We start from the raw sequence: 24,677 nt of genomic DNA, 5'->3' as shown, positions 1-24,677 counted from the left end.
CAGGTCTGTGCAGACGTCAGAAATCGTAGGCAATCTTGCTGTACCAGAAGCCACCGCCCGGATAGAACGGAGAGTTGCCGTACAGATTGAGTCCGACGGCGGAGGGGATCGCGTTTTTGTCCGGGCGCACATCGAAGATATTGGTGCCGCCAACACTGAGGGTGATGTTGTCGTAGAGGGTGTAGGACACATCCAGGTCAGTGATCCACTTGGCACCGAAACTGCGGTCGCCGCTTTCCAGTTGCTGGAGCGTCTTGACCTTGCCATAACGAGTGGTTTGCAGGTTCACGCCCAAATCCCCCAGCGTCCATTTGCCTCCCAGCACCCATTTGGTTTTCGGTTGCGCATCAGTCAGATCGCCTTCGCGGGCCCGGCCGACCCAGGTCAGGCTGCCACCGGGGTTACTGCCCAGCCCCTGCAGGGCTGCCGGTGCATCCTTGACGTCGGTGATGACGGTCTTGTTGTAATTGAACCCGGCGCTCCAGCGCACATCACCCCATGCGCCGTACTGACTGGAGTGGTCGATAACGATATCCACGCCGCGCGTGCGCGTGTCGAAGGCATTGGCGTAATACGAGGTCCACGCCCTGTGCGGCAAGAATCGGTGCAAGCGCCGGCCCGTACAGGCTTTCGGTTCGGGCGATGCGATCGGCAATCTCGATCCAGTAGGCGTCCGCTGTCAGGCTGGTGCGAGGTGCCGGTTGCCAGGTCACGCCCAACCCCAGGTTGCGCGATTTTTCCGGGTCCAGGCTGGTTGCGCCAAGCGCCTGGGCCAGCGCCGAGTTGACCGGCGCAATGCGCGTCACGGCGGGAACAATGGTGCCGTCTGGCGCAGCACCTACCCTGTTGTCGGAGATGCTGTAGCCGATCTGGGTCAGTGAAGGTGCACGAAAGCCGGTGCCGACGGTGCCGCGCACGGCGAAGGTGTCAGTGAATTCGTAGCGCGAGTTGAGCTTGGCGCTGACCGTGTTGCCCGAGTCATCATCGAAGTGCTCGGCGCGCAGGGCCAGATCGACGAACAGCGGTTCTATCGGGGTGATACCGAAATCGACGTAGGCTGCGTAGTTGTTGCGTTGCAGGCTGGTCGTATCCTGCGGCGAGATGACCGCTGCGGCCTGGGCGGCAATCGACGCCAGTTGCCCGGCCAGCGGGTTGGCCTGACCGTTGGGCAGGGTGGCCGGAAAACGATAGCCGCCGACCTGATAGGCCTGCGCGTCACCGGAAAAAGTCTGGAAACGCTCCCAGCGATGTTCAAGGCCTGCAGAAACTTGCAGCGGTACGCCAAACAGTCCGTCGAACGCGCGGGTTATGTCGATATTGTTGACCCACTGTTCGAATCGATAGGTCGCCAGATCATCGAATGAAGTCGGGGAGGCCGGGCCCAGCGTCGGGTTGATGGTCCTATCGCTGTACTGATGATTGTTATTGCGCCCGTACGTGGTGCTCAGGTCCCAGTTCCAGCCCAGTGCTTCACCCTTGCCGCCAATCAGATACTGGTAGTCGGTGTCGTCCAGATTGTTCAACGGGTAATAGCCATCGGCAAACAACTCGGGAATGTTGGCGTTGCCGTTGGGGTAGCGGAAGTAGTTGTTGATGATGGCGTCACGCTGCCCATAGGTGCCGTAGGAGTACAGTGTGGTCTGATCATCCAGCGGCAGTTCGGCGTTGTAGGCCAGGTTGAACGCCTTGATCTGCGGATCCCCGTTCTTGACCCCGACCCGGTCCCAGCTCGCCTCTCGAGAGTCGCCGGGAAAGTAAGCGTTATTAGTGGCTTTTTCGTTCCAGCTGGCATCGCCACGCTTGCGGGCATCGGCCGAAAGATGCAGAAAGCCGCCGTCACCCAGTTCGAAGCCGGTGTCCCCTTCGAATTTGCTCACTTCGCCTTCGCCGCTGTACAGCTTGCCGTAAGTCACCCCCAGATGACCGCCCTCGGCGCCGGATTTGAGAATCACGTTGATCACCCCGGCAATCGCGTCCGAGCCGTATTGCGCGGCGGCGCTGTCCTTGAGGACCTCGATACGCTCCACCGCACTGATGGGGATCATGTCAATGTCCACCGAGTTTGCGCCGCTGCTGTCGGTGGAGCCGTTGGCAGGCAGAGCACTGTTGTGACGGCGTTTGCCGTTGACCAGCACCAGCGTGTAGGCCGGTGCCAGACTCCGGTTGGACAGGGGGCGGATGGTCGAGTTATAGCCTGCGACGTTGGTGCCGTAGTTGAACGATGGCAGCAGTTTGGCGATGGCTTCGGTCAGGTCGGCGCGACCGGTTTTCAGTAACTGATCGCTGGTCACGATATCAATCGGGGCCGGGCTTTCAGTCACCGTGCGCTGAGCGACGCGAATGCCGGTGGAAATCACCGTAACCTTTTCCAGACGTGCCTCCTCGTCGGTCGCTTCATCGGCAGCCTGAGCCGGATTCATCAGACCGAGGCCGACAAACGCGATGCTTTTGATCAACGGGTTGTGCAGGGCAAGACGAGGGGGGTTAGCGAATAAGGCCATAGCGAAGTGATCCTTGGATGCTGAAAAATCCTGGGCACCTCCACACGGCAAGGGTCGGTTTGCTGGCGAATATAGAGTTATGAAACGGACCTGTGAAAGGCCTTTTGGCTATATGTTAATTATTAATTTATGGAATTATATCTTAAATATTGATGCGTTATTTGCATTTAATGCTTTGCATGTCGACCGCTGCAAGGGAGGCTGTCGGAGAGGTTGCAACGCCTGTGCTGTTTTGTCGCACGACGTATGGCAGCCCATGAGCGCGACGTTTGCGCGTCTGCTCATGGCTTGATACAGGATTGGCGGTATTCCCCATTGTCCTTGAGTGGTAAATTCGCCGCCTTTGAATTTGTCTGAACCCACGCGCCTTATCCTCAGGGGACGCAAGACATGACGCAACATCTGACACGCCGCGAGGTGGTCACTGGCCTCTCATTGCTGAGCCTTGGTCTGTTGACCGGCTGCGGCAGCTCCAATGCGTTGCCGTTCAAGCATGGCAAGGACATGAGCAACGAGATTGTCGGCCGCAACTTCCGGCTCAAGGATTCGCAAGGCAACGTCAAGACCTTGTCCAGCTTTCGCGGCCTGATGCCGATGATCTTCTTCGGTTTCACCCAGTGCCCGGCCATCTGCCCCACGGCGCTGGCGCGGGCTGCTCAAATCAGGAAGCTGATGGGCGAGGAGGGCAAGACGCTGCAGGTGGTGTTCATTACCCTGGACCCGGAGCGCGACACGCCCGAAGTGATCGACGCCTATGTGAAGGCCTTCGATCCGACGTTCGTCGCACTGTCCGGCACGCTTGAAGAAACGGCGGCAACGGCGAAGGAGTTCGGCGTATTCTTCGAGAAGGTCCCACTGGGTGACACCTACACGATCTCGCACACCGCGACCAGTTACGTCTACGACACCCGCGGTGTATTGCGCCTGGGGTTGTCGCACCGGCTGTCCGCTCAACAATGCACTGAAGATCTGCTCACTTTGATGGAAGTATGCTGATGACCGTTTTGATTCGTAACATCGCAAAGCCGCTGTTGCTGAGCCTTTCGCTGTTGGGCCTGAGCGCTCAGGCCCTGGCGGAAACACACGTCGATGATGCCTGGGTTCGCGCCACCGTGCCGGGCCAGTCCGCCACGGGTGCGTTCATGCGTATCACCTCGGACACGGACAGCAAGCTGGTCGACGTTGCTTCACCTGTTGCGAAAACCGTGCAGATCCATGAGATGAGCATGAAAGGCGACGTGATGAGCATGCAGCGCGTCAACTCGGTCGACCTGCCGGCCGGCAAACCGGTGATGCTCGATTCCGACGGCTACCACGTGATGTTCATGGGCCTGGCTGCCCAGGTCAAAGAAGGCGATCAGGTGCCTCTGACCCTGACCGTAGAAGACGCCAAGGGCGCGAAGCAATCGATCCAGGTCACTGCAGTCGCCAAGTCATTGACCAGCGACGAGCACAGCAGCCACGGCGATCACAGCGGCCATTGAGGCTTGCAGCATCGGACGCGGGGCACTCATCGTTATAAACCGGCCTTGTGGGAGCGAGTTTGCTCGCGAAGAGGCCGGCACAGTCCCCCAGCAAACAGGGTGCTCGATGCACCGGCAAGAGAGTGATCTACATGACGCCTATCGTTCCTCACGCTCCAGCGTGGGAATGCCTTTCGTGACGCTCCGCGTCACAACTCTGTGCCTCACTGCACGTTCAAAAGCGAACGCGGAACGTCCGCCTCCTATATGCATTTAGGATCTAACCGGCGAACCAAATGTTCTTTTCAGGAACAAGCTTCTTTCGGCGATGATTGCCTCGCCATATCGGCCTGAGGAAGGTGACTGATACCAACAGAACCTGGATTTTTATCATGAAAATGCAGGAGTGTATCAATGGGCAATGTCCAGACCGCAGCCAGTGCACATGATGTGCCTTGGCGCCAGACGCCGAGTGGCGACCTGGTCGATCTGGGGCGTCCTTTCCGTGCGCCACTGGCGTTATCGCGGCTGCAACGCACCCCCAAGCCCATTCTCGGGCGGCGCGAAGCCATTTTGCTCGGTGCGCTGGCGCTGGTATTTCATGGCGCAGTCATCTACTGGCTGAGCCAGAACCCGACGCCGACACTGCCAGTGGTGCCACCTGAAATTCCGCCGATGACCATCGAGTTTTCCCAGCCTGCGCCACCGGTTGTGGAAACACCGCCGCCACCGCCCGAGCCTGCCGTGCAGCCGGTGGTCGAACCGCCGCCTCCGGTCGAGGACGAACTGGCCGTCAAGCCACCACCGCCAAAGCCGATTCCCAAGCCCAAGCCACAACCGCCCAAACCGGTGGTCAAGCCGGCCGTGAAACCAGTGGCCAAACCGGTTGAGCAGCCACCCGCGCCTCCGGTGGCTGCAGCCCCTGTCGCTGCGCCTGCGCCACCCGCTCCGCCGGCACCAAAGCCGGTAACCCCGGCCTCGGCCAGCGCGGGCTACCTGCGCAACCCGGCCCCGGAATACCCATCGCTGGCCATGCGTCGCGGTTGGGAAGGCACTGTGCTGTTGCGCGTACATGTATTGGCCAGCGGCAAGCCCGGCGAGATTCAGATACAGAAGAGCAGTGGTCGCGACCAGCTTGACGATGCCGCGCTGGCGGCGGTGAAACGCTGGAGTTTCGTTCCGGCCAGGCAGGGCGATGTAGCCCAGGATGGCTGGGTCAGCGTGCCCATTGATTTCAGGATCAAATAAGGATTCAAGATCAAATAACGTTTCAAGACCAAACCCGGCTATTCGATTGACCTGGCGAGCTACCTGAACCAAAGGCGCATCGCGACACACCCCATGCCTTGTTCAGACTTTGTTTAGAGAGAGCTGCGCCATGAACCTGATTGCTTCGCCTTTTGAATCCATCGAACACGCGGTCATCTGGCTGCTGGTCATTTTTTCCGTCGCTACCTGGGGCCTGGCCCTGCTCAAGGGCGTGCAGTTTTCGCGCCTTAAGTCTCAGGATCGCAAGTTCCACAAACAGTTCTGGGCCGCATCTAGCCTGGATTCCGCCGCTCAGCTGGCCCAGGAGCAACCGGGCGCTGCCGCTCGGGTCGCCCTGGCCGGTTACGCCGCCATTCAGGTGCCGGATGGCGCGCAGGCCAATGACCTCAGTCAGTCCATCAACCATCAGGACCGCCTTGAGCGCGCCTTGCGTCAGCAGATCGTCCGCGAGCGGCGCTCGCTGGAAACCGGTCTGGCCATCCTCGCCAGCATCGGCAGCACTTCGCCTTTCATCGGTCTGTTCGGTACGGTCTGGGGCATCATGTCAGCCCTCAAGGGCATCAGTGTGGCCGGTTCGGCAAGCCTGGAAACGGTGGCCGGGCCGATCGGCGCGGCGCTGGTGGCAACCGGCGTCGGCATTGCCGTCGCAGTGCCTGCAGTGCTGGTCTACAACTACTTTCTGCGACGCCTGAAACTGACCGCTGCCGATCTGGATGACTTTGCCCACGACTTCTACAGCCTGGCGCAGAAGAGCGCCTTCCGGGTGCTGCTGCATCCGGTATTGAAGTCCGGCACTGCGGGCGCGCACGCCGGGCAGAACGTGAAGGAGGCCTCCTGAGATGGCTTTTTCCACGCAAGACACCGATGAAGTGCTGAGCGAGATCAACGTCACGCCGCTGGTAGACGTGATGCTGGTGCTGCTGGTGGTGTTCATCGTCACCGCGCCGCTATTGACCAACTCAATCCCGATCAACCTGCCCAAGACCGACTCGGTCGCTCCGGTGGAGCAGAAAGACCCATTGGTGGTGAGTATCGACGGGCAGGGCAAGCTGTTCATCAACAAGGACGAAATCCAGCCGGACTTGCTGGAAACCAACCTGAAGGCGGCCAAGGAAAAGGCGCCTGACGTACGCGTGCAATTGCAGGCGGACAATGGCGTCAACTACGGGGAAGTCGCGCGCGCCATGGCCTCCATTGAGCGTGCGGGGATTACCAAATTGTCGGTGATCACTGCCAGGTAACAGATTTATACCACCTACAGCTTCAACGGTTTTGGGCCGCATCCTCAGGCAGGTGCGGCCTTTTTTTGTCTGCATCGCAGGCATTTTTCAGTACTGACACAAATGCAGATGCTTATTCGTTATTGATATTTAAATATTTAAATCAAGTTCATTAAGCTATAACGCATCGGGTCACCGGAACATCAATCAGACACCGTAATGATCGCCACCGTCCGCCGCACGGATCGCTCGTTGTAACCAGAGCAGAGTTTCTGGATCAGGGATTTTCAAGGGGTAGTGGTATGGGGTATTTCAAACGCAGTGTAGTGGCCTCGGCGATTTTTTCAGCCAATTTGCTGAGCGTCACGGGCATCAGTGCAAGTGCATTCGGCGCAGAAGCGACAGATGAGCAAAACACTCAGGGCGCGTCCACCCTGGGTACAGTGATCGTCACCGGCACCCGTGCGCAGGAGCGTACCGCCAGCGCCTCTCTTTCGCCCATCGATGTGATATCCGGTGACAGCCTGCGCAGTTCCGGCTCCAGCGAACTGGGTACCGTGCTGGCACGTTTGATCCCTTCGATCAATTTCCCCCGGCCGAGCCTGGTGGACGGTGCGGAGCTGACGCGTCCGGCGCAACTGCGCGGCCTGTCGCCGGATCAAGTGCTGGTGCTGGTCAATGGCAAGCGCCGCCACACATCTGCTTTCGTCAACCTGGGCGGGGCGGTCGGACGTGGTTCGGCACCTGCCGACCTGAATGCCATTCCGCTGTCTTCCATCGACCATATCGAAGTCCTGCGCGACGGGGCGTCGGCACGTTACGGGTCCGACGCCATCGCCGGGGTGATCAACATCATTCTCAAGAGCGCCGACCATGGCGGGTCGATTTCCAGCCAGTACGGCCAATACAAGAAGGGCGACGGTATCCAGCGCCAAGTGTCGGGCAATACCGGTTTTGCCTTGGGCGACAATGGCGCGTTCAACCTTTCCGGTGAAGGGGCCAACAACGACTACACCAACCGCGCCGATGACGACTTTCGAGCGTCCAGTATCGGGTCCACCACTTACGGTCAGCAGGTGTTCCGCCAGGGTGAGCCGCAGACGCACGAGGGCAAGCTGCAGTACAACGCTGAATACAGCTTCAATGACGCGGCGGAGTTCTACAGTTTCGGGGGCTACAGCAAGCGGCGTGGCGAAACCGCCGCGTTCTATCGGCCGAGCAATGCTTCAAATAACATTGCAGCGATTTATCCCAACGGCTATCTGCCGCTGATCAACGGCACGCTCGAAGACACCTCGCTGGTCGCTGGCCTGCGCGGAGAGCTGGCGTATGACTGGCACTACGACGTGTCTGCCAACTATGGCAAAAACGCTTATGAGCTGCGCACCAAAACCATCAACACCTCATTGGGACTGAACACGCCGCGTTCGTTCTACAACGGCACGCTGACCAATGATCAGAAGCAACTGAGCCTCGACCTTTCCAGAGAATTCAATGCAGCGTGGTTGCCTTATCCGGTATCGGTTGCGTTTGGCGCGGAATACCTGCGTCAGGGCTATCAGATCGAGGCAGGGCAGGCGGAGTCGTATTTCCAGACCGGCAGTTCCGGGCTGGGCGGTTTCCGCGCGGCGGATGCAGGCAGTTACTCGCGGCATAACTTCGCACAGTACCTGGACCTGGAAACCAATCTGACCGAAAAGCTCGGTGTGTCGGCTGCCGTCCGCCACGAGGACTACAGCGATTTCGGTTCCAATGTCAGCGGTTCGCTTTCAGCGCGCTACGATTTCACTCCGCAGGTGGCCTTGCGAGGCAGCGTATCGACAGGCTTCCGCGCGCCTTCGCTGGCGCAACAGAACTTTACCTTCACGTCGTCGCAACTGATTGGCAACACCATCCAGGAAGCGGGCACGTTTCCGGCTGGCAGTAACGTTGCACAACTGTTGGGTGCCGAAGACCTCAAGCCGGAAAAGTCCCGCAACTACAGCCTGGGCCTGGTACTCCAGCCGCTGGACAGCCTGACCGTGACTGCCGACGTCTACCGCATCGACATTCAGGACCGTATCTCGCTGTCCTCCAATCTGGTGCTCAATAACACCGCCATCAATTACCTGCGCAGTAATGGCGTAGGCGATATCAACTACACCAGTGCCCGCTATTTCACCAACGCCACGGACACCAGCACCGATGGCGTCGATCTGGTCGCCAATTACCGCTACCAGTTCGACAACGGTGTGCGCTGGAACAGCACGGTGGGTTACAACTACAACCACACCAAAGTCACCGACGTGAAGGCCAACCCGGCGATTCTCGATCAGTTGGGAGTGAATCTGGTGCGGGTAGATCGTAGGGAGCGCATCGGTTTGCTGGGTGACACCACGCCACAACACAAACTGACACTGGGCAATGACCTGACGTTCGGCAACTGGGCGCTGCACTCCAACCTGGTCCGCTACGGCGAGTTCACCAGCTATCAGGCCGAAAAGGTCAACGACCAGACCTTCAGCGCCGCCTGGCTGCTGGACCTGGCGGTCGACTACAAACTCAAGAGCTGGGTCTTCACCCTGGGCGGCGACAACGTCACCGACAAATACCCGGAAAAGCTCAACGACTTCTCCTCCAGCGGCGGCAACCTGGCCTACAGCACATTCTCTCCCTACGGGTACAGCGGCGCTTATTACTACGGCAAGGTGACGTATAACTGGTAGCGCGATTTGCCGCTGACTGTCGTTCCAATACGTTGCGTTTGCATAAAGCTCGTGATGCTGCAACACGACGCTATGCCTTGCTCCTGGGCACTGCACATAAACGAAAGCGCTTTTTTGGCGCGATGGCACTGACGACGCAAATTGCGACGTAAGTGACAGGGCGAAGGAACCCGACGAAGTCGGGCCGGAAACGGAGCCAGGGGCTTTGGTCACTTTGGCCTCATCAAAGTGACTCGCCGAGGGGCGAAAAGCTGACCTGAGGCGAACCCCAATCCACCTGACAAAGAAAAACCGCCGTGTGACGCAGAGCGTCACGAACTGCATTCCCACGCGGAGCGTGAGGAACGATAGTCAAAAGCGCAGCCACTGCCGCAAAAGCGCTTTTCAACCACGATGGCACTGACGACGCAAATTGCGACGTAAGTGACAGGGCGAAGGAATCCGACGAAGTCGGGCCGAAAGCGGAGCCAGGGGCTTTGGTCACTTTGGCCCCATCAAAGTGACTCGCCGAGGGGCGAAAAGGTGACCTGAGTCGAACCCCAATCTACCTGACATCAAAAAACCGCTGTGTGACGCGGAGCGTCGACCGCTGTGACGCGACTGATACGGAGCAGAAATCTTGCGGTATTGGACATGCGATGCTCCATGGGGGGGTGCCAATGCTGGAGCATATCGCTATATAAAAATTTATTTAAATAGCCTTTAGGAACATTAATAGACCCTCGTGGACACATGCAAACCCGGTAGCAGGACAGACTTTAATATTCTCATTTTTTATAATTAGCTTAGAAGTAAATGTGATTTTTAATTGAATCCCCATGCGCCTAGTCTTGCTGATCAGTCAGCAGTCATCCAGGAGCAATACCATGAGCAACGTTAGCGCTTTGCCAGCCCACTCAGGTACGACGCCGTCGGGTAGCGGCAGCGTGCGCGACAGAGTGTCGCCGGAGGAATGGGAAGTCCGGGTCAAGCTGGCGGCGGCCTATCGGCTGGCGGCGCTCAAGCGCTGGACCGATCATATCTATACGCATTTCTCGGCACGCGTGCCGGGCCCCGACGAGCACTTTCTGATCAACGCGTTCGGGCTGCTGTTCGATGAAATCACCGCGTCCAACCTGGTCAAGGTCGATATTGACGGGACGATTGTCGATGACCCCACCGGGCTGGGTATCAACTACGCCGGTTACGTGATCCACAGCGCCATTCATGCTGCGCGCCACGACCTGCAAGCGGTGCTGCACACCCACACCCGTGACGGTATCGCCGTGTCGGCCCAAAAGGACGGGCTGCTGCCTATCTCTCAGCACTCGATTGCCTTCTCCGGCCGGGTGGCTTACCACGGCTATGAAGGCATTGCGCTGGACTTGAGTGAACGCGAACGGCTGGTCGCCGACCTGGGTGACAAAAGCGTGATGATCCTGCGCAACCATGGATTGCTGACCGGCGGGGTGAGTGTCGAGCATGCGTTCCAGCAGCTTCATGCCCTCGAGTACGCCTGCAATATTCAGATTGCAGCGCAGTCGGCGGGTAACGCCGAACTGGTGTTCCCGCCGCGCGAGGTCATTGCCAGGGTGGAGCAGCAGGCAAAGGCCATCAAGGACGGGCATGCGCCGGGTGTCGCACGGCACTGGAATGCCCTGATTCGCGAGCTGGAGCGTAACGACACCGACTACAAGACCTGAGCCTGCAACGCAGTGATGCGAGGCGCTTGAGGTTGGTGTAGTGTGCGCAGCCAAAACAAGGGGCGCACACATGCAAGACCTGCTGAACGAAATCCTCGATGAAGTAAGACCTTTGCTTGGTCAGGGCAAGGTAGCCGATTACATCCCGGCACTGGGCGAGGTCCGGCCAGATCAGCTGGGCATCGCGGTGTACGGCAACGATGGTCAGGTGTTCAGCGCCGGTGACGCCGAAACAGCGTTTTCGATACAGAGCATTTCCAAGGTGTTCAGCCTGGTACAAGCCATCGGTCACTCGGGCGAGGAGATCTGGCAGCGCCTCGGGCACGAGCCTTCCGGCCAGCCGTTCAACTCGCTGGTGCAACTGGAATTCGAGCAGGGCAGGCCGCGCAACCCGTTCATCAATGCCGGTGCGCTGGTGATCTGCGACATCAACCAGGCGCGGTTTGCAGCACCGTCACTGTCAATGCGCGACTTCGTTCGACGCCTGTGCGGCAATCGGGCGATCACCTCCGACTCCAAAGTCGCTGACTCCGAATACCAGCACCGTTCGCGCAATGCTGCGGCGGCCTATCTGATGAAATCCTTCGATAATTTTCACGGCGATGTGGAAGACGTGCTGCGCAGCTACTTTCATCATTGTGCGCTGAGCATGAACTGCATCGACCTGGCCAAGGCGTTCGGGTTTCTGGCCCATCAGGGCTTTTGCGCCCACAGCGGCGAGCAGGTCCTTACGGCGCGACAGGCCACCCAGGTCAACTCGATCATGGCCACCAGCGGCCTGTACGACGAAGCCGGCAATTTCGCCTATCGCGTAGGCCTGCCGGGCAAGAGCGGGGTAGGCGGTGGTATCGTTGCGATCGTGCCCGAACGTGCTTCGGTCTGTGTATGGTCCCCGGAGTTGAACGCAGCGGGCAATTCCCTTGTCGGTATGGCTGCGCTGGAGAAACTCAGCGCGCGGGTCGACTGGTCGGTCTTTTGAGATAAAAAGCCTTCTGAAGTGAACAGCGCGTCGAAGCGCGAACCAGACAGGAGTCATGGATTGAATCGAAGGCTATGCAAATCGCTCCTGCTGAGCGTCGGGCTGCTGGTGTTGGCAGGCTGTGGCACGCAGGGCGTCCAGGAACCCGAACTGACGCCTGAACAGGCGCGTGCGCAGATCGTGCGTCTGATGCCTGCCAATGTGACGGATCGCCAGGCGTGGGCTACGGATATTCATGCCGCGTTTGCTGCGCAGAAGATCCCGCTGACCACCGAAAACCTGTGTTCGGTGATGGCCGTTACCGAGCAGGAGTCGACCTTTCAGGTCGATCCAGCGGTGCCGGACATGGGCCGCATCGCCCGCGCCGAAATCAACCGCCGCGCGGCGCGGCTGCACATTCCCAATGCGCTGATCGCCACCGCATTGCGCGTGCGCTCGCCGGACGGCAAGACTTACGGCAAACGCCTCGACTCTGCGCGCACCGAGAAAGACCTCAGCGCGATCTTCGATGATTTCATCGGCATGGTGCCGCTGGGGCAGACGTTGTTCGGCAACTTCAATCCGGTCAAGACCGGCGGGCCGATGCAGGTCAGCATCGCCTTTGCCGAGAAACACGCCGAGGATTACCCCTACACGGTCGATGGTTCGATTCGTCGCGAAGTCTTCACCCGCCGTGGCGGCATGTACTTCGGTATTGCCCACCTGCTGGGCTATCCGGTCAACTACACCCAGTCGCTGTACCGTTTTGCCGACTTCAATGCCGGCTGGTACGCAAGCCGCAATGCTGCCTTCCAGAATGCCGTGAGTCGGGCGACCGGCATCGAGCTGGCGCTGGATGGCGATCTGATCCGCTTTGACTCCACCTCGCCGGGCTCCACCGAGCTTGCGGTGCGCACCCTTGGCGATCGACTGGGCATGAACAAGTCGCAGATATGGAGCCAGCTCAAGCAGGGCGACACGCTGGAATTCGAGGAGACCGACCTGTGTAGCAAGGTATTCGCACTGGCGGACAGGGCAGCTGGCAAACCGTTGCCCAGAGCGATCCTGCCCGGCATCACCCTGAAAAGCCCGAAAATCACCCGTAACCTTACCACCGCCTGGTTTGCCGAACGTGTCGACGACCGACGCGAGCGTTGCGTACAGCGCGCACCGAAGTGAGTTTGAATCAACGTGACAGAAGTTTCACCGTCATCGCATCCCGCTTGCCCTCGAAAAACGTATCCAGCACCTTTTGAAACACAGGTCGCTCAGGCGCTGCGATGCTGAACAGGGTCATGCTCGAATGCAGTTTCATGTCATCAGGCGAGCTGAAGATCTGTCGTGCCGAACGTTCTACCTGAGGAGCAATGATGCCGGCGCACTGTTCCAGACGCGGGCCCAATACAGGATGTTGCAGGTAAGCCCGGGCCTCGTCGATGTCGGTGATTGCGTAGTGTCGCGCCGTGTCGCTGCGCCCCAGCCCCTGGATCTGCGGGAACATGAACCACATCCAGTGGGAGCGTTTCTGCCCGGCTTCGAGTTCTGTCAATACCTGCTGGAACAGCGGTTGCTGGGCATCGACAAAGCGTTGCAGGTTGTAAGCATCTTTCATGATGAGTTTCCTGTTTTTCAACGAACCTGTGGTCGTATGATGGCCGCCCGACATGGGGGTTCGACCTGTCTGAAGAGTTTTTAAGCGTATGCCGGTTTTCAAGCGTTTCATTTCGTTCATGCACCAGGCCTTGCGCGCGATGCATCTGGTCTGGACTACTTCCCGAGCGCTGTCCATCGGCCTGATCGTCGCCACGCTGATCGCCGGCTTGCTGCCGGCGCTGGCCGCCTGGTTAGGCCAGCGCATCGTCGATGCGGTGGTCGCTGCCATGCAGTTGCACGCCAGCGCAGGCGAAGCACCGTTGTGGCCGGTGTTGCGCTATGTGTTGTTCGAAGCCGGTGTGCTGGCTCTGCTCGCGGCAGCACAGCGCGGGCTTTCCGTGCAGCAGGCGTTGCTGCGGGTGCTGCTGGGGCAGAAGGTCAATACCCTGATTCTGGAGAAGGCCCAGACCCTGTCGCTGTCGCAGTTCGAAGACTCGGAGTTTTACGACAAGCTGGTGCGCGTCCGGCGTGAAGCCTCGACACGGCCGCTGGCACTGGTGACCAAATCCCTGGGATTGCTGCAAAACCTCATTTCGCTGATCAGCTTTGCCGTACTGCTGGTGCATTTCTCGCCCTGGGCGTTGCTGATTCTGGTGCTCGGCGCATTGCCGGTGTTCTTTGCCGAGGCGCATTTTTCCGGCGACGCGTTCCGCCTGTTTACCCGGCGTGCTCCGGAAACCCGTCGGCAGAACTACATCGAAACACTGCTCTCCCACGAGGGCTACATCAAAGAGGTCAAGCTGTTCGGCTTCGCGCCGCTGCTGCTCAAGCGTTACCGCGACACCTTCGAGCGTCTGTATGCCGAAGATCGGCGCCTGACGGTGCGCCGTGATGGTTGGGGCTTCCTGCTCGGCCTGCTCGGCACGGCTGCGTTTTACCTGGCCTACGCCTGGGTGGTGGTCGATGCGGTGCACGGGCGGATCACCCTGGGGCAGATGACCATGTACCTGGTGCTGTTCAAGCAGGGGCAGGCCGCAGTAAGCAGCAGTCTCAGCGCCATCAGTGGTTTATACGAGGACGGGCTGTATCTGGCCGACCTGTATGTCTACCTCGGTCAGCCAGTTACGCCGTCTGCCGGCAGCCTGACCGTGGGCGCGCAGCCCGGTGATGGCATGCGCTTCGAGAACGTCAGTTTCACTTATCCGGGGACCAGCCGTCCGGCACTGGAAAACATCGATCTGCACCTGGCGCCGGGGCGCAGCGTGGCCCTGGTGGGCGAGAACGGCTCGGGAAAAACCACCCTGATCAAGCTGCTGACGCGTCTTTACCAACCTGATCAAGGCCGCATTCTGCTGGACGGCAGCGACCTGCAGGAGTGGGATGAAGACGCCTTGCGCTCGCGCATCGGCGTGATTTTTCAGGACTTCATTCGCTATCAGTTTCTGGTCGGCGAGAACCTCGGCGTTGGCGACACTCAGGCCTTCCATGATGAAGGCCGTTGGCGCGAAGCGGCGGCGCAGGGCATGGCCGCGCAGTTCATCGAACAGCTCGATAAAGGCTACGCCACACAATTGGGTCGCTGGTTTGCGGGAGGTCAGGAGCTGTCCGGCGGGCAATGGCAGAAAATCGCGTTGTCACGCGCTTACATGCGCCGCGACGCCGATATCCTGATTCTCGACGAGCCGACTGCCGCGCTGGACGCAGGCGCAGAAGCGGCAGTATTCGAGCATTTTCGCGGGTACGCCAAAGGGCGCATGACGCTACTCATATCGCATCGGTTTTCCAGCGTGCGCAACGCCGAACACATTGTGGTGCTGGAGCACGGGCGGGTGCTGGAACGCGGTGATCATGACAGCCTGATCGCCACCGCAGGGCGCTACGCCGCGCTGTTCGATCTGCAGGCGCAGGGTTATCGCTAGGTGAAACCGGATAAAAAGTGTTGCAGTGAATGACCAGTCGGCGTTTTATGGGAGCCCTGTTTCAGGCTGTATCTTTTTGAATCAAACGGAGACATCGATGCAATTTCGTAAATTGGGCAAAACCGATCTGTCGGTCAGCGCGATCTGTCTGGGCACCATGACCTGGGGCGAGCAGAACACCCAGGATGAAGCATTCGAACAGATTCGTATGGCCAAGGATGCCAAGGTCAACTTCCTCGACACCGCAGAAATGTACCCGGTGCCGCCGCGTGGCGAGACCTACACCAAGACCGAAAGCATCATCGGCGAGTACTTCAAGAAGTACGGCGACCGCAACGACTGGGTACTGGCCAGCAAGGTCGCCGGTCCAGGTCGTATGGATCATATCCGCGATGGCAATCCGCGCCTCGACCGCAAGAACATCACTGCGGCGCTGGAAGCCAGCCTCAAGCGCCTTAATACCGATTACCTGGACCTGTACCAGTTGCACTGGCCGGATCGCAAGACCAACTTCTTCGGCGTACTCGGTTACACCCACGACCCGGATGATCAGGCTGTCGAAATCGAAGAGACTCTGTCGGTACTGGGCGATCTGGTCAAGGCGGGCAAGATTCGCCACTTCGGCTTCTCCAACGAAACGCCATGGGGCACTCAGCGTTTTCTGCACCTTGCCGAAACCCTCGATCTGCCACGTGCCGTCTCGATCCAGAACCCCTACAACCTGCTTAACCGCACGTTTGAAGTCGGTCTGGCGGAAATCGCCATTCGCGAACAGATCGGCCTGCTGGCGTACTCGCCACTGGCGTTCGGTGTGCTGGCGGGCAAGTACCTGGATGGCGCACGTCCGGCCGATGGCCGTCTGACCCTGTTCGAGCGTTTTCAGCGCTACAACAATCCGCAGGCCGTCACGGCTACAGCCAGGTACGTCGCGCTGGCCCGCGAGCATGGTCTGGATCCTTCTCAGATGGCGCTGGCCTACGTGACCAGTCGGCCGTTCGTGACCACCAACATCATTGGCGCCACGAAACTCGATCAACTGAAGATCAATCTGGAGAGCATCGACGTCACGCTGTCCGATGAAGTCATCGCCGGTATCGAGGCCATTCACACCTCGCAGCCAAACCCCGCGCCATAACCTGCACTGAACTTAATTTCAGCCTCGCCAGTCAGCACTAATACGCTTACTCCGAGGCTGAAATTGATGCACATCTCACTCAAGCAACAAGTCGCAATCGTTACCGGCGCCAGTTCCGGTCTGGGCGCAGGTGCCGCGCGCGCGCTGGCAGAGGCCGGTGCCGCCGTCGTGATCAACTACAACTCCAAGCCTGAACCTGCCGAGAAGCTGGCCGAAGAGATTCGCGCGGCCGGGGGCAAGGCGCTGGCTGTGGGTGCCGACGTTTCGAAAGAAGAAGACGTCGAGCGGCTGTTTGCACAGACCATCGAACATTTCGGCGCCGTGGATATTCTGGTCGCCAATTCCGGCTTGCAGAAGGACGCGTCGATCGTCGACATGACGCTGGAAGACTGGAATACCGTCATTAACGTCAACCTGACCGGACAGTTTCTCTGCGCCCGCGCTGCATTGCGCCAGTTCATCAAGCAGGGCATGCGCCCCGGTGTGTCGCGGGCAATGGGCAAGATCATTCACATGAGTTCAGTGCACCAGTTGATTCCATGGGCCGGGCACGTCAATTACGCAGCGTCCAAGGGCGGCGTCGACCTGTTGATGCGCAGCATCGCTCAGGAAGTCGGCGAGCTGAAAATTCGCGTCAACAGTGTTGCCCCAGGTGCCATCCGTACGCCGATCAATGCCGATGCACGCAAGGGCGACGCAGAGAAGGAAATGCTCAAGCTGATCCCTTATGGTCGTATCGGCGAGCCGGAAGATGTCGCCAATGCCGTGCTCTGGCTGGCTTCCGATGCCTCGGATTATGTGCATGGCACCACCCTGTTCATCGACGGGGGCATGACCCTCTATCCGGAGTTCCGAGGCAATGGCTGATTTTTCCGCAGAGGCGCAAAACCGTATCGAGGATCACGGCATCATCGGCGACATGCGCAGTGCTGCCCTGATCGCCGACACAGGCAGTATCGATTTCTGTTGCTGGCCGGACTTCGACAGCCCGTCGATTTTCACCGCGCTGCTGGACACGCCCGACGCCGGGATCTTTCAGCTGGCGCCCGATCTGCCTGACGCCAGGCGGCTGCAAATCTACCTGCCGGACACCAACGTCCTGCAAACCCGCTGGATTTCCGAGGACGCGGTGGTGGAAGTCACCGACCTGATGCCGATCGGCGAGGACAAGGACGATCTGCCGCGCATCGTGCGCCGCGTTCAGGTGCGCTTTGGCGAAGCCACGCTGCGCATGCGCTGCCGAGTGCGCATGGATTACAGCCGCGCCGACACCACCGCGCGGGTCGAGGGTGAGGACATCTGTTTCGAAGCCGCCGGGCAACCGGGCATGCGCCTGTCGGCGGCGACGCCGTTGCGTCTCGAGCAGCACGACGCCGTGGCCGAATTTCATATGCACAAGGGCCAGACCATCGAGTTCATCCTTGGCCGAATTGACGATCCGAACGTTGCTGCGGGCAAATGCTCGCGTTATTTCGATGACACCTTGAAGTTCTGGCGGCGCTGGTCAGGGCAATCGCAATACACCGGGCGCTGGCGTGAAATGGTCACTCGTTCGGCGTTGGCGCTCAAGCTGCTGACCTCGCGCAAGCATGGCGGTATTGTCGCGGCCGCGACGTTCGGGCTGCCGGAGACCGAGGGCGGCGAACGTAACTGGGATTACCGTTACACCTGGATACGTGACGCGTCGTTCACCGTGTATGCGTTCATGCGCCTGGGGTACACCGATGAAGCCAATGCCTTCATGAGCTGGGTGCGTGGGCGACTGGATGACTGCTGCGAACAGACCGAGAAACTCGGCATTCTCTATGCGCTGGATGGCCACGCCGAGCTGCCGGAAGATAATCTCGATCACTTGTCCGGCTACGGCGGTGCGCAGCCGGTACGCATCGGCAACGAAGCGTACAAGCAGGTTCAGCTGGATATCTACGGTGAGCTGATGGATGCCGTGTACCTGGCCAACAAGTACGGCGACGCCATCTCGCACGACGGTTGGCAACATGTGGTGCGTCAGGTCGACTATGTGTGCGAGCACTGGAACGACAGGGACGTGGGCATCTGGGAAATGCGCGGCGGCGATCAGCACTTCCTGCACTCCCGGCTTATGTGCTGGGTAGCGCTGGACCGGGCACTGCGTCTGGCCTTCAAGCGTTCACTGTCGGGGCCGTTCGAGCGTTGGACCAAGGTGCGCGAGGAGATCCACAACGATATCTGGGAGAACTTCTGGAACGACGACCTGGGGCACTTCGTGCAGCACAAGGGCAGTCGCAATCTGGACGCCTCGATGTTGCTGATGCCGTTGGTGCGCTTCGTCGGTGCCAATGATCCCAAATGGCTTGCGACGCTGGATGCCATTGAGGCCGCGCTGGTGCGTGACGGAATGGTGTTCCGTTACCGCAACGACGACGATCATGATGATGGCCTGGCAGGTGAGGAGGGCGCCTTCGTGGCTTGCTCGTTCTGGTACGTCGAATGTCTGGCTCGCGCCGGTCGGGTCGAACAGGCGCACTTGGAGTTCGAGCAGTTGCTGCGTTACGCCAATCCGTTGGGCTTGTACGCCGAAGAGTTCGACGCGCATGCTCATCATCTGGGCAATACGCCACAGGCCTTGAGCCATCTGGCGTTGATCAGTGCGGCCAGTTTTCTGGACCGCAAACTGGGCGGCGGGCAGGCGCTTTGGCAGCCCTGAAAAGGTACAGAAACGCATCAATCACAAGCGGCTCCACGTTGTCGCAATGAATAATGCCACCGGCTGTTCTTTCGGCCGGTGGTTTTGAAACGATGGCCGATATTGACTACTTGAATCATGAGCTAAACGCTATCAACCCATCAGCCGCGCCGGGGGCGTTATACCATTCGGTTGTCTGACACTTTCTACGCTGCGACAAGTATTGATTCATGGTTCAATCAAGTAACCGGATCGCGCAGTACAACTTCAAAGTTATCAGCCATGCGCGGCGCGAAGGGCCGGTAGTTAAGCAGTGATTCTGTCTGCCGAAGGCCGCTCCTGGATTCGTTGGACCCCCGCGAGCTTCGGCAGCGTCATCTGGATACTCTGCAGGCCTTCGCCAACCTCGCGGCGGCGACGGTGATGGCGGGTTGGCGCCCCGTGAACTCATCTGCCAGCGTGCCGCTCACCAGCGTGTGCGGCAGGAGATCGGACTGGTCGACAACTGGCCGGCGCGCCGTTACCCACTGCAACGTCCGTGCTTCAGGGGATCCTGAAAGCGCCGGTGTGTGGAGATCAAGCGCGAGTTATGTGCCGACAGGGCAAATCCCAAACGACTTGCCAGGCGGTTGGGATCCACAGATATAGCCAAAAGAAGAGTTCATTGGTCGCAGACATCAAAAAAATAATGAATTTCTTCGCCACGAATAGAGTCACCTATACTTCAAGTCACTGCTGAAAAAGGATCAGACTTTCAATGGCACTTCCAAAGCATTACCGCATTGATTATCTGCTGAATGGTTCGTTCAAGAGCTTTTATATACGAACCGAGAATATGGATAACGCTGAAGCATGGCACCACGCAAGTGTCGATGCAGGTCTCGCACGCATACCGAAATATCGACTGGAGAAGGTCGCTCGGGTATCGAAACCCTATGCCGAGCACTTTGGTGTCACCAACGTTGAGTGGGCTCAGGCCTGAACCCACTCAACCCTGCACCCTGTCACCGGTGAGCGATCTGCTCCAGCGCAAGATTGCGTGTGCGTGGCCCGAATCGGCCGATGGTGACGATCACGATCAACATGCTGCCGACGATGAAGGCCAGCACGCCCGGCGTGCCGAAGTGGTCTAGAAATATCCCGATCAGCAGGCTGCTGAACACCGTTGACAGTCGGCTGAACGAGTAGCAGAAGCCTACCGCGCGGGCGCGGATGTTGGTTGGGAACAGCTCACCCTGATACGAGTGGTAGCTGAAGCTCAGCCATGCGTTGCAGAACGTGATCATGATCCCGCAGAAAATCAGTCCTGCCGCGCTGGTCTGAAAGGCGAACAGGCTGCCAAAAATCATCGCCCCCAACGCCGAACCGACGATTTGCCATTTGTTTTCGAAGCGGTTGGCAAATTTCACGAACAGCAGCGGCCCCAGCGGATAAGCCAGCGTGATCACGAACGCATACCCCAGGCTGTGAGTAACGCTCAGGCCCTGACCCGAGAGCAGGGCAGGCAGCCAGTTGCCGAAGCCAAAGAAGCCGATGGCCTGGAACACATGAAACACAATCAGCATCAGCGCGCGGCGCCGATAGGGTGGCTGCCACATGTCGGCAAATCGGCCGTTGCCTGACAGCGCTACGTTTTCCGGTTCAGGCTCATCCAGTGGTTTGCCGTGGTCCTTGATGCAGCGTGCCTCAATGCCGTCCATGATTCGCTCGGCTTCATCGAAGCGTCCCTTCTGCGCCAGCCAGCGCGGCGATTCCGGCAGCGCCGAGCGCAGCCACCAGACAAACAGGGCGAAGACTGCACTGCTGATCACTACCCAACGCCAGCCGGAAAAACCGAAAGGGTCCTGGGGCACCAGCCACCACGACATCAGCGCAACGCTGGGGACTGACAAAAACTGAATGAAGAAGGCAAAGGCGAATGCCGAACTGCGGATGCGCTTGGGCACCAGTTCCGACAGGTAAGTGTCGATGGTGACCAGCTCGACCCCCAGGCCGATACCCACGACGAAGCGCATGCCTATCACGCCCAGTGCAGAGGTTTGCAGGCCCATGATTACGGTGGCCACGGTGTACCAGATCAGCGCGAAGGTAAAGATCGCACGGCGTCCGTAACGATCGGCAATCGGGCTGACAAGGCTGGCACCGAAGAACAGCCCCAGAAAGGTCGCCGAGGCGAAGGCCGCCTGATCGGAGAAACCAAACAGACCCTGGCTTCCTGTGGCGAAGATCCCGTCGCGGATCAGGCCGGGACTGATGTAAGCGGTCTGGAACAGGTCGTAAAGCTCGAAAAAACCGGCGAGAGACAGCAGGGCGACCAGTCGCCAGATAGTCGCGACCGCAGGCAGTCGGTCAATGCGCGCCGAGATATACGCTGCCCGCAACGGCTCGTTCGCGGCTGCCTCGGCATGAGGTAATGAGGTCATGGATGGCCATCCTGAGTTCTTGTTAAGGCCTGAATACTACTCCTTACAATTTGTAATCATTGGTCTTTTAATGCGGTTATCAAGCTCTAAAAGATGAAAAATTGTTTACCGGATCAATTTTTCGATTTTTTATATCGGATCCATTAAAGCGATGGAATTACGTGGAAATGAGAACGGCGCAGTGATGACCTAGTCAGGCAGAGAGGCAGGCGAAAAACAGCAGGCATGACGCCAGCAATGATGTATCAACATGTGTCGTAAAACCTTAGGATGATGCCTTAACTTTCTGCATTCCGGGTTCCCGTGACGTACAAACTGCCCACTACTGCCACCGCTCCTTTCTGCCCCTCGGCGATTACCGACAGTGTGGCCATTCCGCCGAACGCGTCCTTGCTGCGCAAGATGATGCTGTTCGTCGGGCCTGGCCTGCTGGTTTCCATCGGCTACATGGACCCTGGCAACTGGGCGACGGCCATCGAGGCCGGGTCGCGCTTCGGCTACTCACTGCTGTTCGTGGTGGTGCTGGCCAGCCTCTCGGGAATGGTCTTGCAAAACCTCTGTTCGCGGTTGGGCATCGCTACCGGCCGTGATCTGGCGCAGCTGTCGGCCGCCCGCTACAGCCGTAAGGTCGCCAAGGGCCAGTGGTTGCTGGCGGAGTTGTCGATCATCGCCACCGATCTGGCGGAAGTGCTGGGGGCAGCGTTGGCGTTTCATCTGTTGCTCGGCGTCTCCATCACCACCGGTGTGGCGCTGACCGCCTTCGATACGCTGATCGTGTTGGCCTTGCAGGGCGCCAATTTTCGCCGTCTGGAGGCCATCGTGCTGGGGCTGATTGCAACCATCGCCAGTTGCTTCGCCGTCGAGCTGTTTCTGATCAAACCGTTCTGGCCGGACGTCGTCGCGGGTCTGAAGCCGAGTTGGGATGTATTGAGCAGCCAGGAGCCGCTGTACATCGCCATCGGCATTCTGGGCGCCACCGTCATGCCGCATAACCTTTACCTGCATTCGTCTGTGGTGCAGACGCGGGTCAACGGTTCGGACCAGGCCAGCAAGGCCAGCGCCATTCGCTATGCGCGCCTCGACACCATCGGTTCGCTGAGCCTGGCACTGCTGATCAATGCGGCGATTCTGATCCTCGCTGCTGCCGCTTTTCACAAGACCGGGCATACCGAGGTGGTCGAGATTCAGGACGCCTATCACCTGCTCGATCCGCTGGTAGGTGGCGCGATCGCCAGCGTGCTGTTCGGTATCGCGCTGCTGGCGGCAGGGCAAAGCTCGACATTTACCGGCACGATTGCCGGGCAAGTGGTGCTCGAAGGTTTTCTGCAGGCAAAGATTCCGTGCTGGCAGCGGCGCTTGATCACGCGGGCGCTGGCACTGATTCCGGCGCTGATCGGTGTGATCTGGCTGGGTGACAGCTCGGTGGGGCAGATGCTGGTGCTCAGCCAGGTTGTGCTGAGCCTGCAGCTGCCATTCGCGCTCTGGCCGCTGATTCGCTTTACCAGCGACCCACAACTGATGGGGCCGTTCGTCAACAGCCGGCTGGTGAAAACGGCTGCCTGGGGTCTGTTCGGGCTGATCTCGGCGGCCAATCTTACATTGCTGTGGTTCTGGATCAGCTGAACTTGGGCGGCGGCAGCGACTCTCAAGCCTGACACCAATGTCAGCCGTCAGGTAGCCGGACATGAGCACACCGAGCGACAAGGGCAGCGTCTTCGAAACCGATTTGCCCGCCCGACTGGACCGACTGCCCTGGGGGCGGTTTCACACCTTGCTGGTCGTGGCGCTGGGCATCACCTGGCTGCTTGACGGCCTGGAAGTCACCCTTGCAGGGTCGGTAGCCGGCGCCTTGAAAGCCAGCCCGGCGCTCAATCTCACCAATAGCGACATTGGCCTGGCGGGCGCTGCGTACATTGCCGGTGCCGTGTTGGGCGCGTTGTTCTTTGGCTGGCTGGCGGACCGTCTCGGGCGCCGCAAGCTGTTCTTCATCACCTTGCTGCTGTATGTCGGTGCGACGGCCGCTACGGCGTTCTCCTTCAGCGTATGGAGCTTCATGTTGTTCCGCTTTCTGACCGGTATGGGCATCGGTGGCGAGTACACGGCAATCAACTCGACCATTCAGGAATTTACCCCGGCCCGCTACCGGGGCTGGGTCGACCTGACCATCAACGGCACGTTCTGGCTGGGTGCCGCGCTCGGTGCGATTGGCTCGATTGTCTTGCTCGACCCCCTGTGGATCGGGGCCGAGCTGGGCTGGCGCCTGTGTTTCGGCATTGGTGCGGTATTGGGTCTGCTGGTTCTGCTGATGCGACTGTGGCTGCCGGAAAGCCCGCGCTGGCTGTTGATACACGGCCAGGCTGAACAGGCGAAGCAGATCGTCGAGCAGATAGAAGCCGACTTACAGCGCCAGGGACACGTATTGCCCGCCGTAGCAGGCAAGCCCCTGCGCCTGCACGCACGAGACCACACGCCGCTGGGCGAGGTCGCCAGGACGTTGCTGGTGACGTTTCGTCAGCGTTCGCTGGTAGGCCTGACGCTGCTCACCGCCCAGGCGTTTTTCTACAACGCGATCTTTTTCACCTACGCCCTGGTGCTGACCGACTTCTATGGCGTGCCGGCCGAGCGCGTCGGCTGGTACGTGCTGCCGCTGCCGCTGGCGCTGGGTAATTTCTGCGGTCCGCTGCTGCTAGGCAGACTGTTTGACGTGATTGGCCGGCGGGTGATGATCAGCCTCACTTATGGCCTGTCGGGCGTACTGCTGGCAATCAGTGGCTACCTGTTCCAGCAAGGTGTGCTGGACGTGACCCAGCAGGCCATTGCGTGGATGGTGATTTTCTTCTTTGCGTCGGCAGCGGCCAGCTCGGCCTACCTGACAGTGGCGGAAACCTTTCCACTGGAAATCCGTGCGTTGGCAATCGCAGTGTTCTACGCGTTCGGTACGGGGCTGGGCGGTATGATTGGCCCGACCCTGTTTGGGGAGTTGATTGAAACAGGTGAGCGCAGCAATGTGTTGATCGGTTATCTGATCGGCGCCGGGCTGATGTTGCTGGCGGCGCTGGTGCAGGCGATATGGGGTGCGGCTGCCGAGCGCAAGTCTCTGGAGGACCTAGCGAGACCGCTGTCGCAGGCCGGGGACAACTAGTG

18 protein-coding genes and 1 pseudogene are annotated in these 24,677 nt (G+C 59.4%); 16 read left to right on the top strand and 3 right to left on the bottom strand.

Annotation, left to right across the window (positions count from 1 at the left end; all coding sequences use genetic code 11):
* Window positions 1–16: 16 nt before the first annotated feature.
* A pseudogene (locus tag PCPL58_RS17120) lies at window positions 17–2,501 on the bottom strand (TonB-dependent receptor plug domain-containing protein).
* 390 nt (window positions 2,502–2,891) lie between these two features.
* Between PCPL58_RS17120 and PCPL58_RS17115 the strand changes: the two are divergent.
* The 9 genes from PCPL58_RS17115 (at window position 2,892) to PCPL58_RS17075 (ending at window position 12,977) form a co-directional block, all read left to right on the top strand.
* Window positions 2,892–3,497: an SCO family protein gene (locus PCPL58_RS17115; RefSeq protein ID WP_003367246.1), complete on the top strand. Its 606-nt coding sequence runs from the start codon at window positions 2,892–2,894 to the stop codon at window positions 3,495–3,497.
* On the top strand, window positions 3,491–3,985 hold the full coding sequence (locus tag PCPL58_RS17110) for a copper chaperone PCu(A)C (RefSeq protein ID WP_003367247.1): 495 nt from the start codon (window positions 3,491–3,493) through the stop codon (window positions 3,983–3,985). The genes PCPL58_RS17115 and PCPL58_RS17110 overlap by 7 nt, the downstream gene beginning before the upstream one ends.
* Before the next feature lie 393 nt (window positions 3,986–4,378).
* A complete protein-coding gene (locus PCPL58_RS17105) occupies window positions 4,379–5,212 on the top strand; it encodes an energy transducer TonB (RefSeq protein ID WP_065349994.1) in 834 nt (277 codons plus the stop codon).
* 130 nt (window positions 5,213–5,342) lie between these two features.
* Window positions 5,343–6,071 carry a MotA/TolQ/ExbB proton channel family protein gene (locus tag PCPL58_RS17100; protein WP_044308363.1) on the top strand — a complete coding sequence of 243 codons (729 nt, stop codon included), beginning with the start codon at window positions 5,343–5,345 and terminating at the stop codon, window positions 6,069–6,071.
* Window position 6,072: 1 nt separating this feature from the next.
* Window positions 6,073–6,474: an ExbD/TolR family protein gene (locus tag PCPL58_RS17095; protein WP_044308364.1), complete on the top strand. Its 402-nt coding sequence runs from the start codon at window positions 6,073–6,075 to the stop codon at window positions 6,472–6,474.
* A 281-nt stretch (window positions 6,475–6,755) separates the two neighbouring features.
* Window positions 6,756–9,158, top strand: coding sequence for a TonB-dependent receptor plug domain-containing protein (locus tag PCPL58_RS17090; RefSeq protein WP_065349993.1), 2,403 nt, complete (start codon window positions 6,756–6,758; stop codon window positions 9,156–9,158).
* An 866-nt stretch (window positions 9,159–10,024) separates the two neighbouring features.
* On the top strand, window positions 10,025–10,840 hold the full coding sequence (locus PCPL58_RS17085; RefSeq protein WP_003367253.1) for a class II aldolase/adducin family protein: 816 nt from the start codon (window positions 10,025–10,027) through the stop codon (window positions 10,838–10,840).
* Between the two features lie 70 nt (window positions 10,841–10,910).
* Window positions 10,911–11,819 (top strand): glutaminase B, encoded by a 909-nt coding sequence (gene glsB, locus PCPL58_RS17080; protein WP_003367254.1) that lies wholly within the window; start codon window positions 10,911–10,913, stop codon window positions 11,817–11,819.
* 87 nt (window positions 11,820–11,906) lie between these two features.
* The gene (locus PCPL58_RS17075) at window positions 11,907–12,977 is read left to right on the top strand and encodes a DUF1615 domain-containing protein (protein ID WP_065351073.1); all 1,071 of its coding nucleotides are present in this window, start codon (window positions 11,907–11,909) and stop codon (window positions 12,975–12,977) included.
* Between the two features lie 7 nt (window positions 12,978–12,984).
* Here PCPL58_RS17075 and PCPL58_RS17070 read toward each other — a convergent pair whose 3' ends face one another.
* The gene (locus PCPL58_RS17070; RefSeq protein ID WP_065349992.1) at window positions 12,985–13,410 is read right to left on the bottom strand and encodes a DUF1810 domain-containing protein; all 426 of its coding nucleotides are present in this window, start codon (window positions 13,408–13,410) and stop codon (window positions 12,985–12,987) included.
* 88 nt (window positions 13,411–13,498) lie between these two features.
* Here PCPL58_RS17070 and PCPL58_RS17065 point away from each other — a divergent pair, with 88 nt between their 5' ends.
* The 5 genes from PCPL58_RS17065 (at window position 13,499) to PCPL58_RS17045 (ending at window position 20,092) form a co-directional block, all read left to right on the top strand.
* Entirely contained in the window at window positions 13,499–15,310 is a 1,812-nt protein-coding gene (locus tag PCPL58_RS17065) for an ABC transporter ATP-binding protein (RefSeq protein ID WP_065349991.1), read from the top strand.
* 97 nt (window positions 15,311–15,407) lie between these two features.
* Entirely contained in the window at window positions 15,408–16,445 is a 1,038-nt protein-coding gene (locus PCPL58_RS17060; protein ID WP_065349990.1) for an NADP(H)-dependent aldo-keto reductase, read from the top strand.
* 66 nt (window positions 16,446–16,511) lie between these two features.
* Window positions 16,512–17,312: an SDR family oxidoreductase gene (locus PCPL58_RS17055; RefSeq protein WP_058397301.1), complete on the top strand. Its 801-nt coding sequence runs from the start codon at window positions 16,512–16,514 to the stop codon at window positions 17,310–17,312.
* Window positions 17,305–19,131 (top strand): glycoside hydrolase family 15 protein, encoded by a 1,827-nt coding sequence (locus PCPL58_RS17050; RefSeq protein WP_065349989.1) that lies wholly within the window; start codon window positions 17,305–17,307, stop codon window positions 19,129–19,131. Before PCPL58_RS17055 ends, PCPL58_RS17050 begins: the two co-directional genes overlap by 8 nt.
* Window positions 19,132–19,867: 736 nt before the next feature.
* Window positions 19,868–20,092, top strand: coding sequence for a DUF6555 family protein (locus PCPL58_RS17045; protein WP_003367262.1), 225 nt, complete (start codon window positions 19,868–19,870; stop codon window positions 20,090–20,092).
* Between the two features lie 22 nt (window positions 20,093–20,114).
* Here PCPL58_RS17045 and PCPL58_RS17040 read toward each other — a convergent pair whose 3' ends face one another.
* Window positions 20,115–21,533 carry an MFS transporter gene (locus tag PCPL58_RS17040; RefSeq protein WP_044308370.1) on the bottom strand — a complete coding sequence of 473 codons (1,419 nt, stop codon included), beginning with the start codon at window positions 21,531–21,533 and terminating at the stop codon, window positions 20,115–20,117.
* A 315-nt stretch (window positions 21,534–21,848) separates the two neighbouring features.
* Here PCPL58_RS17040 and PCPL58_RS17035 point away from each other — a divergent pair, with 315 nt between their 5' ends.
* Entirely contained in the window at window positions 21,849–23,156 is a 1,308-nt protein-coding gene (locus PCPL58_RS17035) for an Nramp family divalent metal transporter (protein WP_162273832.1), read from the top strand.
* 61 nt (window positions 23,157–23,217) lie between these two features.
* Window positions 23,218–24,675 (top strand): MFS transporter, encoded by a 1,458-nt coding sequence (locus PCPL58_RS17030; RefSeq protein ID WP_065349987.1) that lies wholly within the window; start codon window positions 23,218–23,220, stop codon window positions 24,673–24,675.
* Window positions 24,676–24,677: the final 2 nt, after the last annotated feature.

The sequence above is a fragment of the Pseudomonas cerasi genome (genome assembly GCF_900074915.1).
Lineage (GTDB): Bacteria > Pseudomonadota > Gammaproteobacteria > Pseudomonadales > Pseudomonadaceae > Aquipseudomonas > Aquipseudomonas cerasi.
The sequence above is the reverse complement of the archived record's forward strand: the minus strand, read 5'-3'. Positions and strand labels throughout refer to the sequence as shown.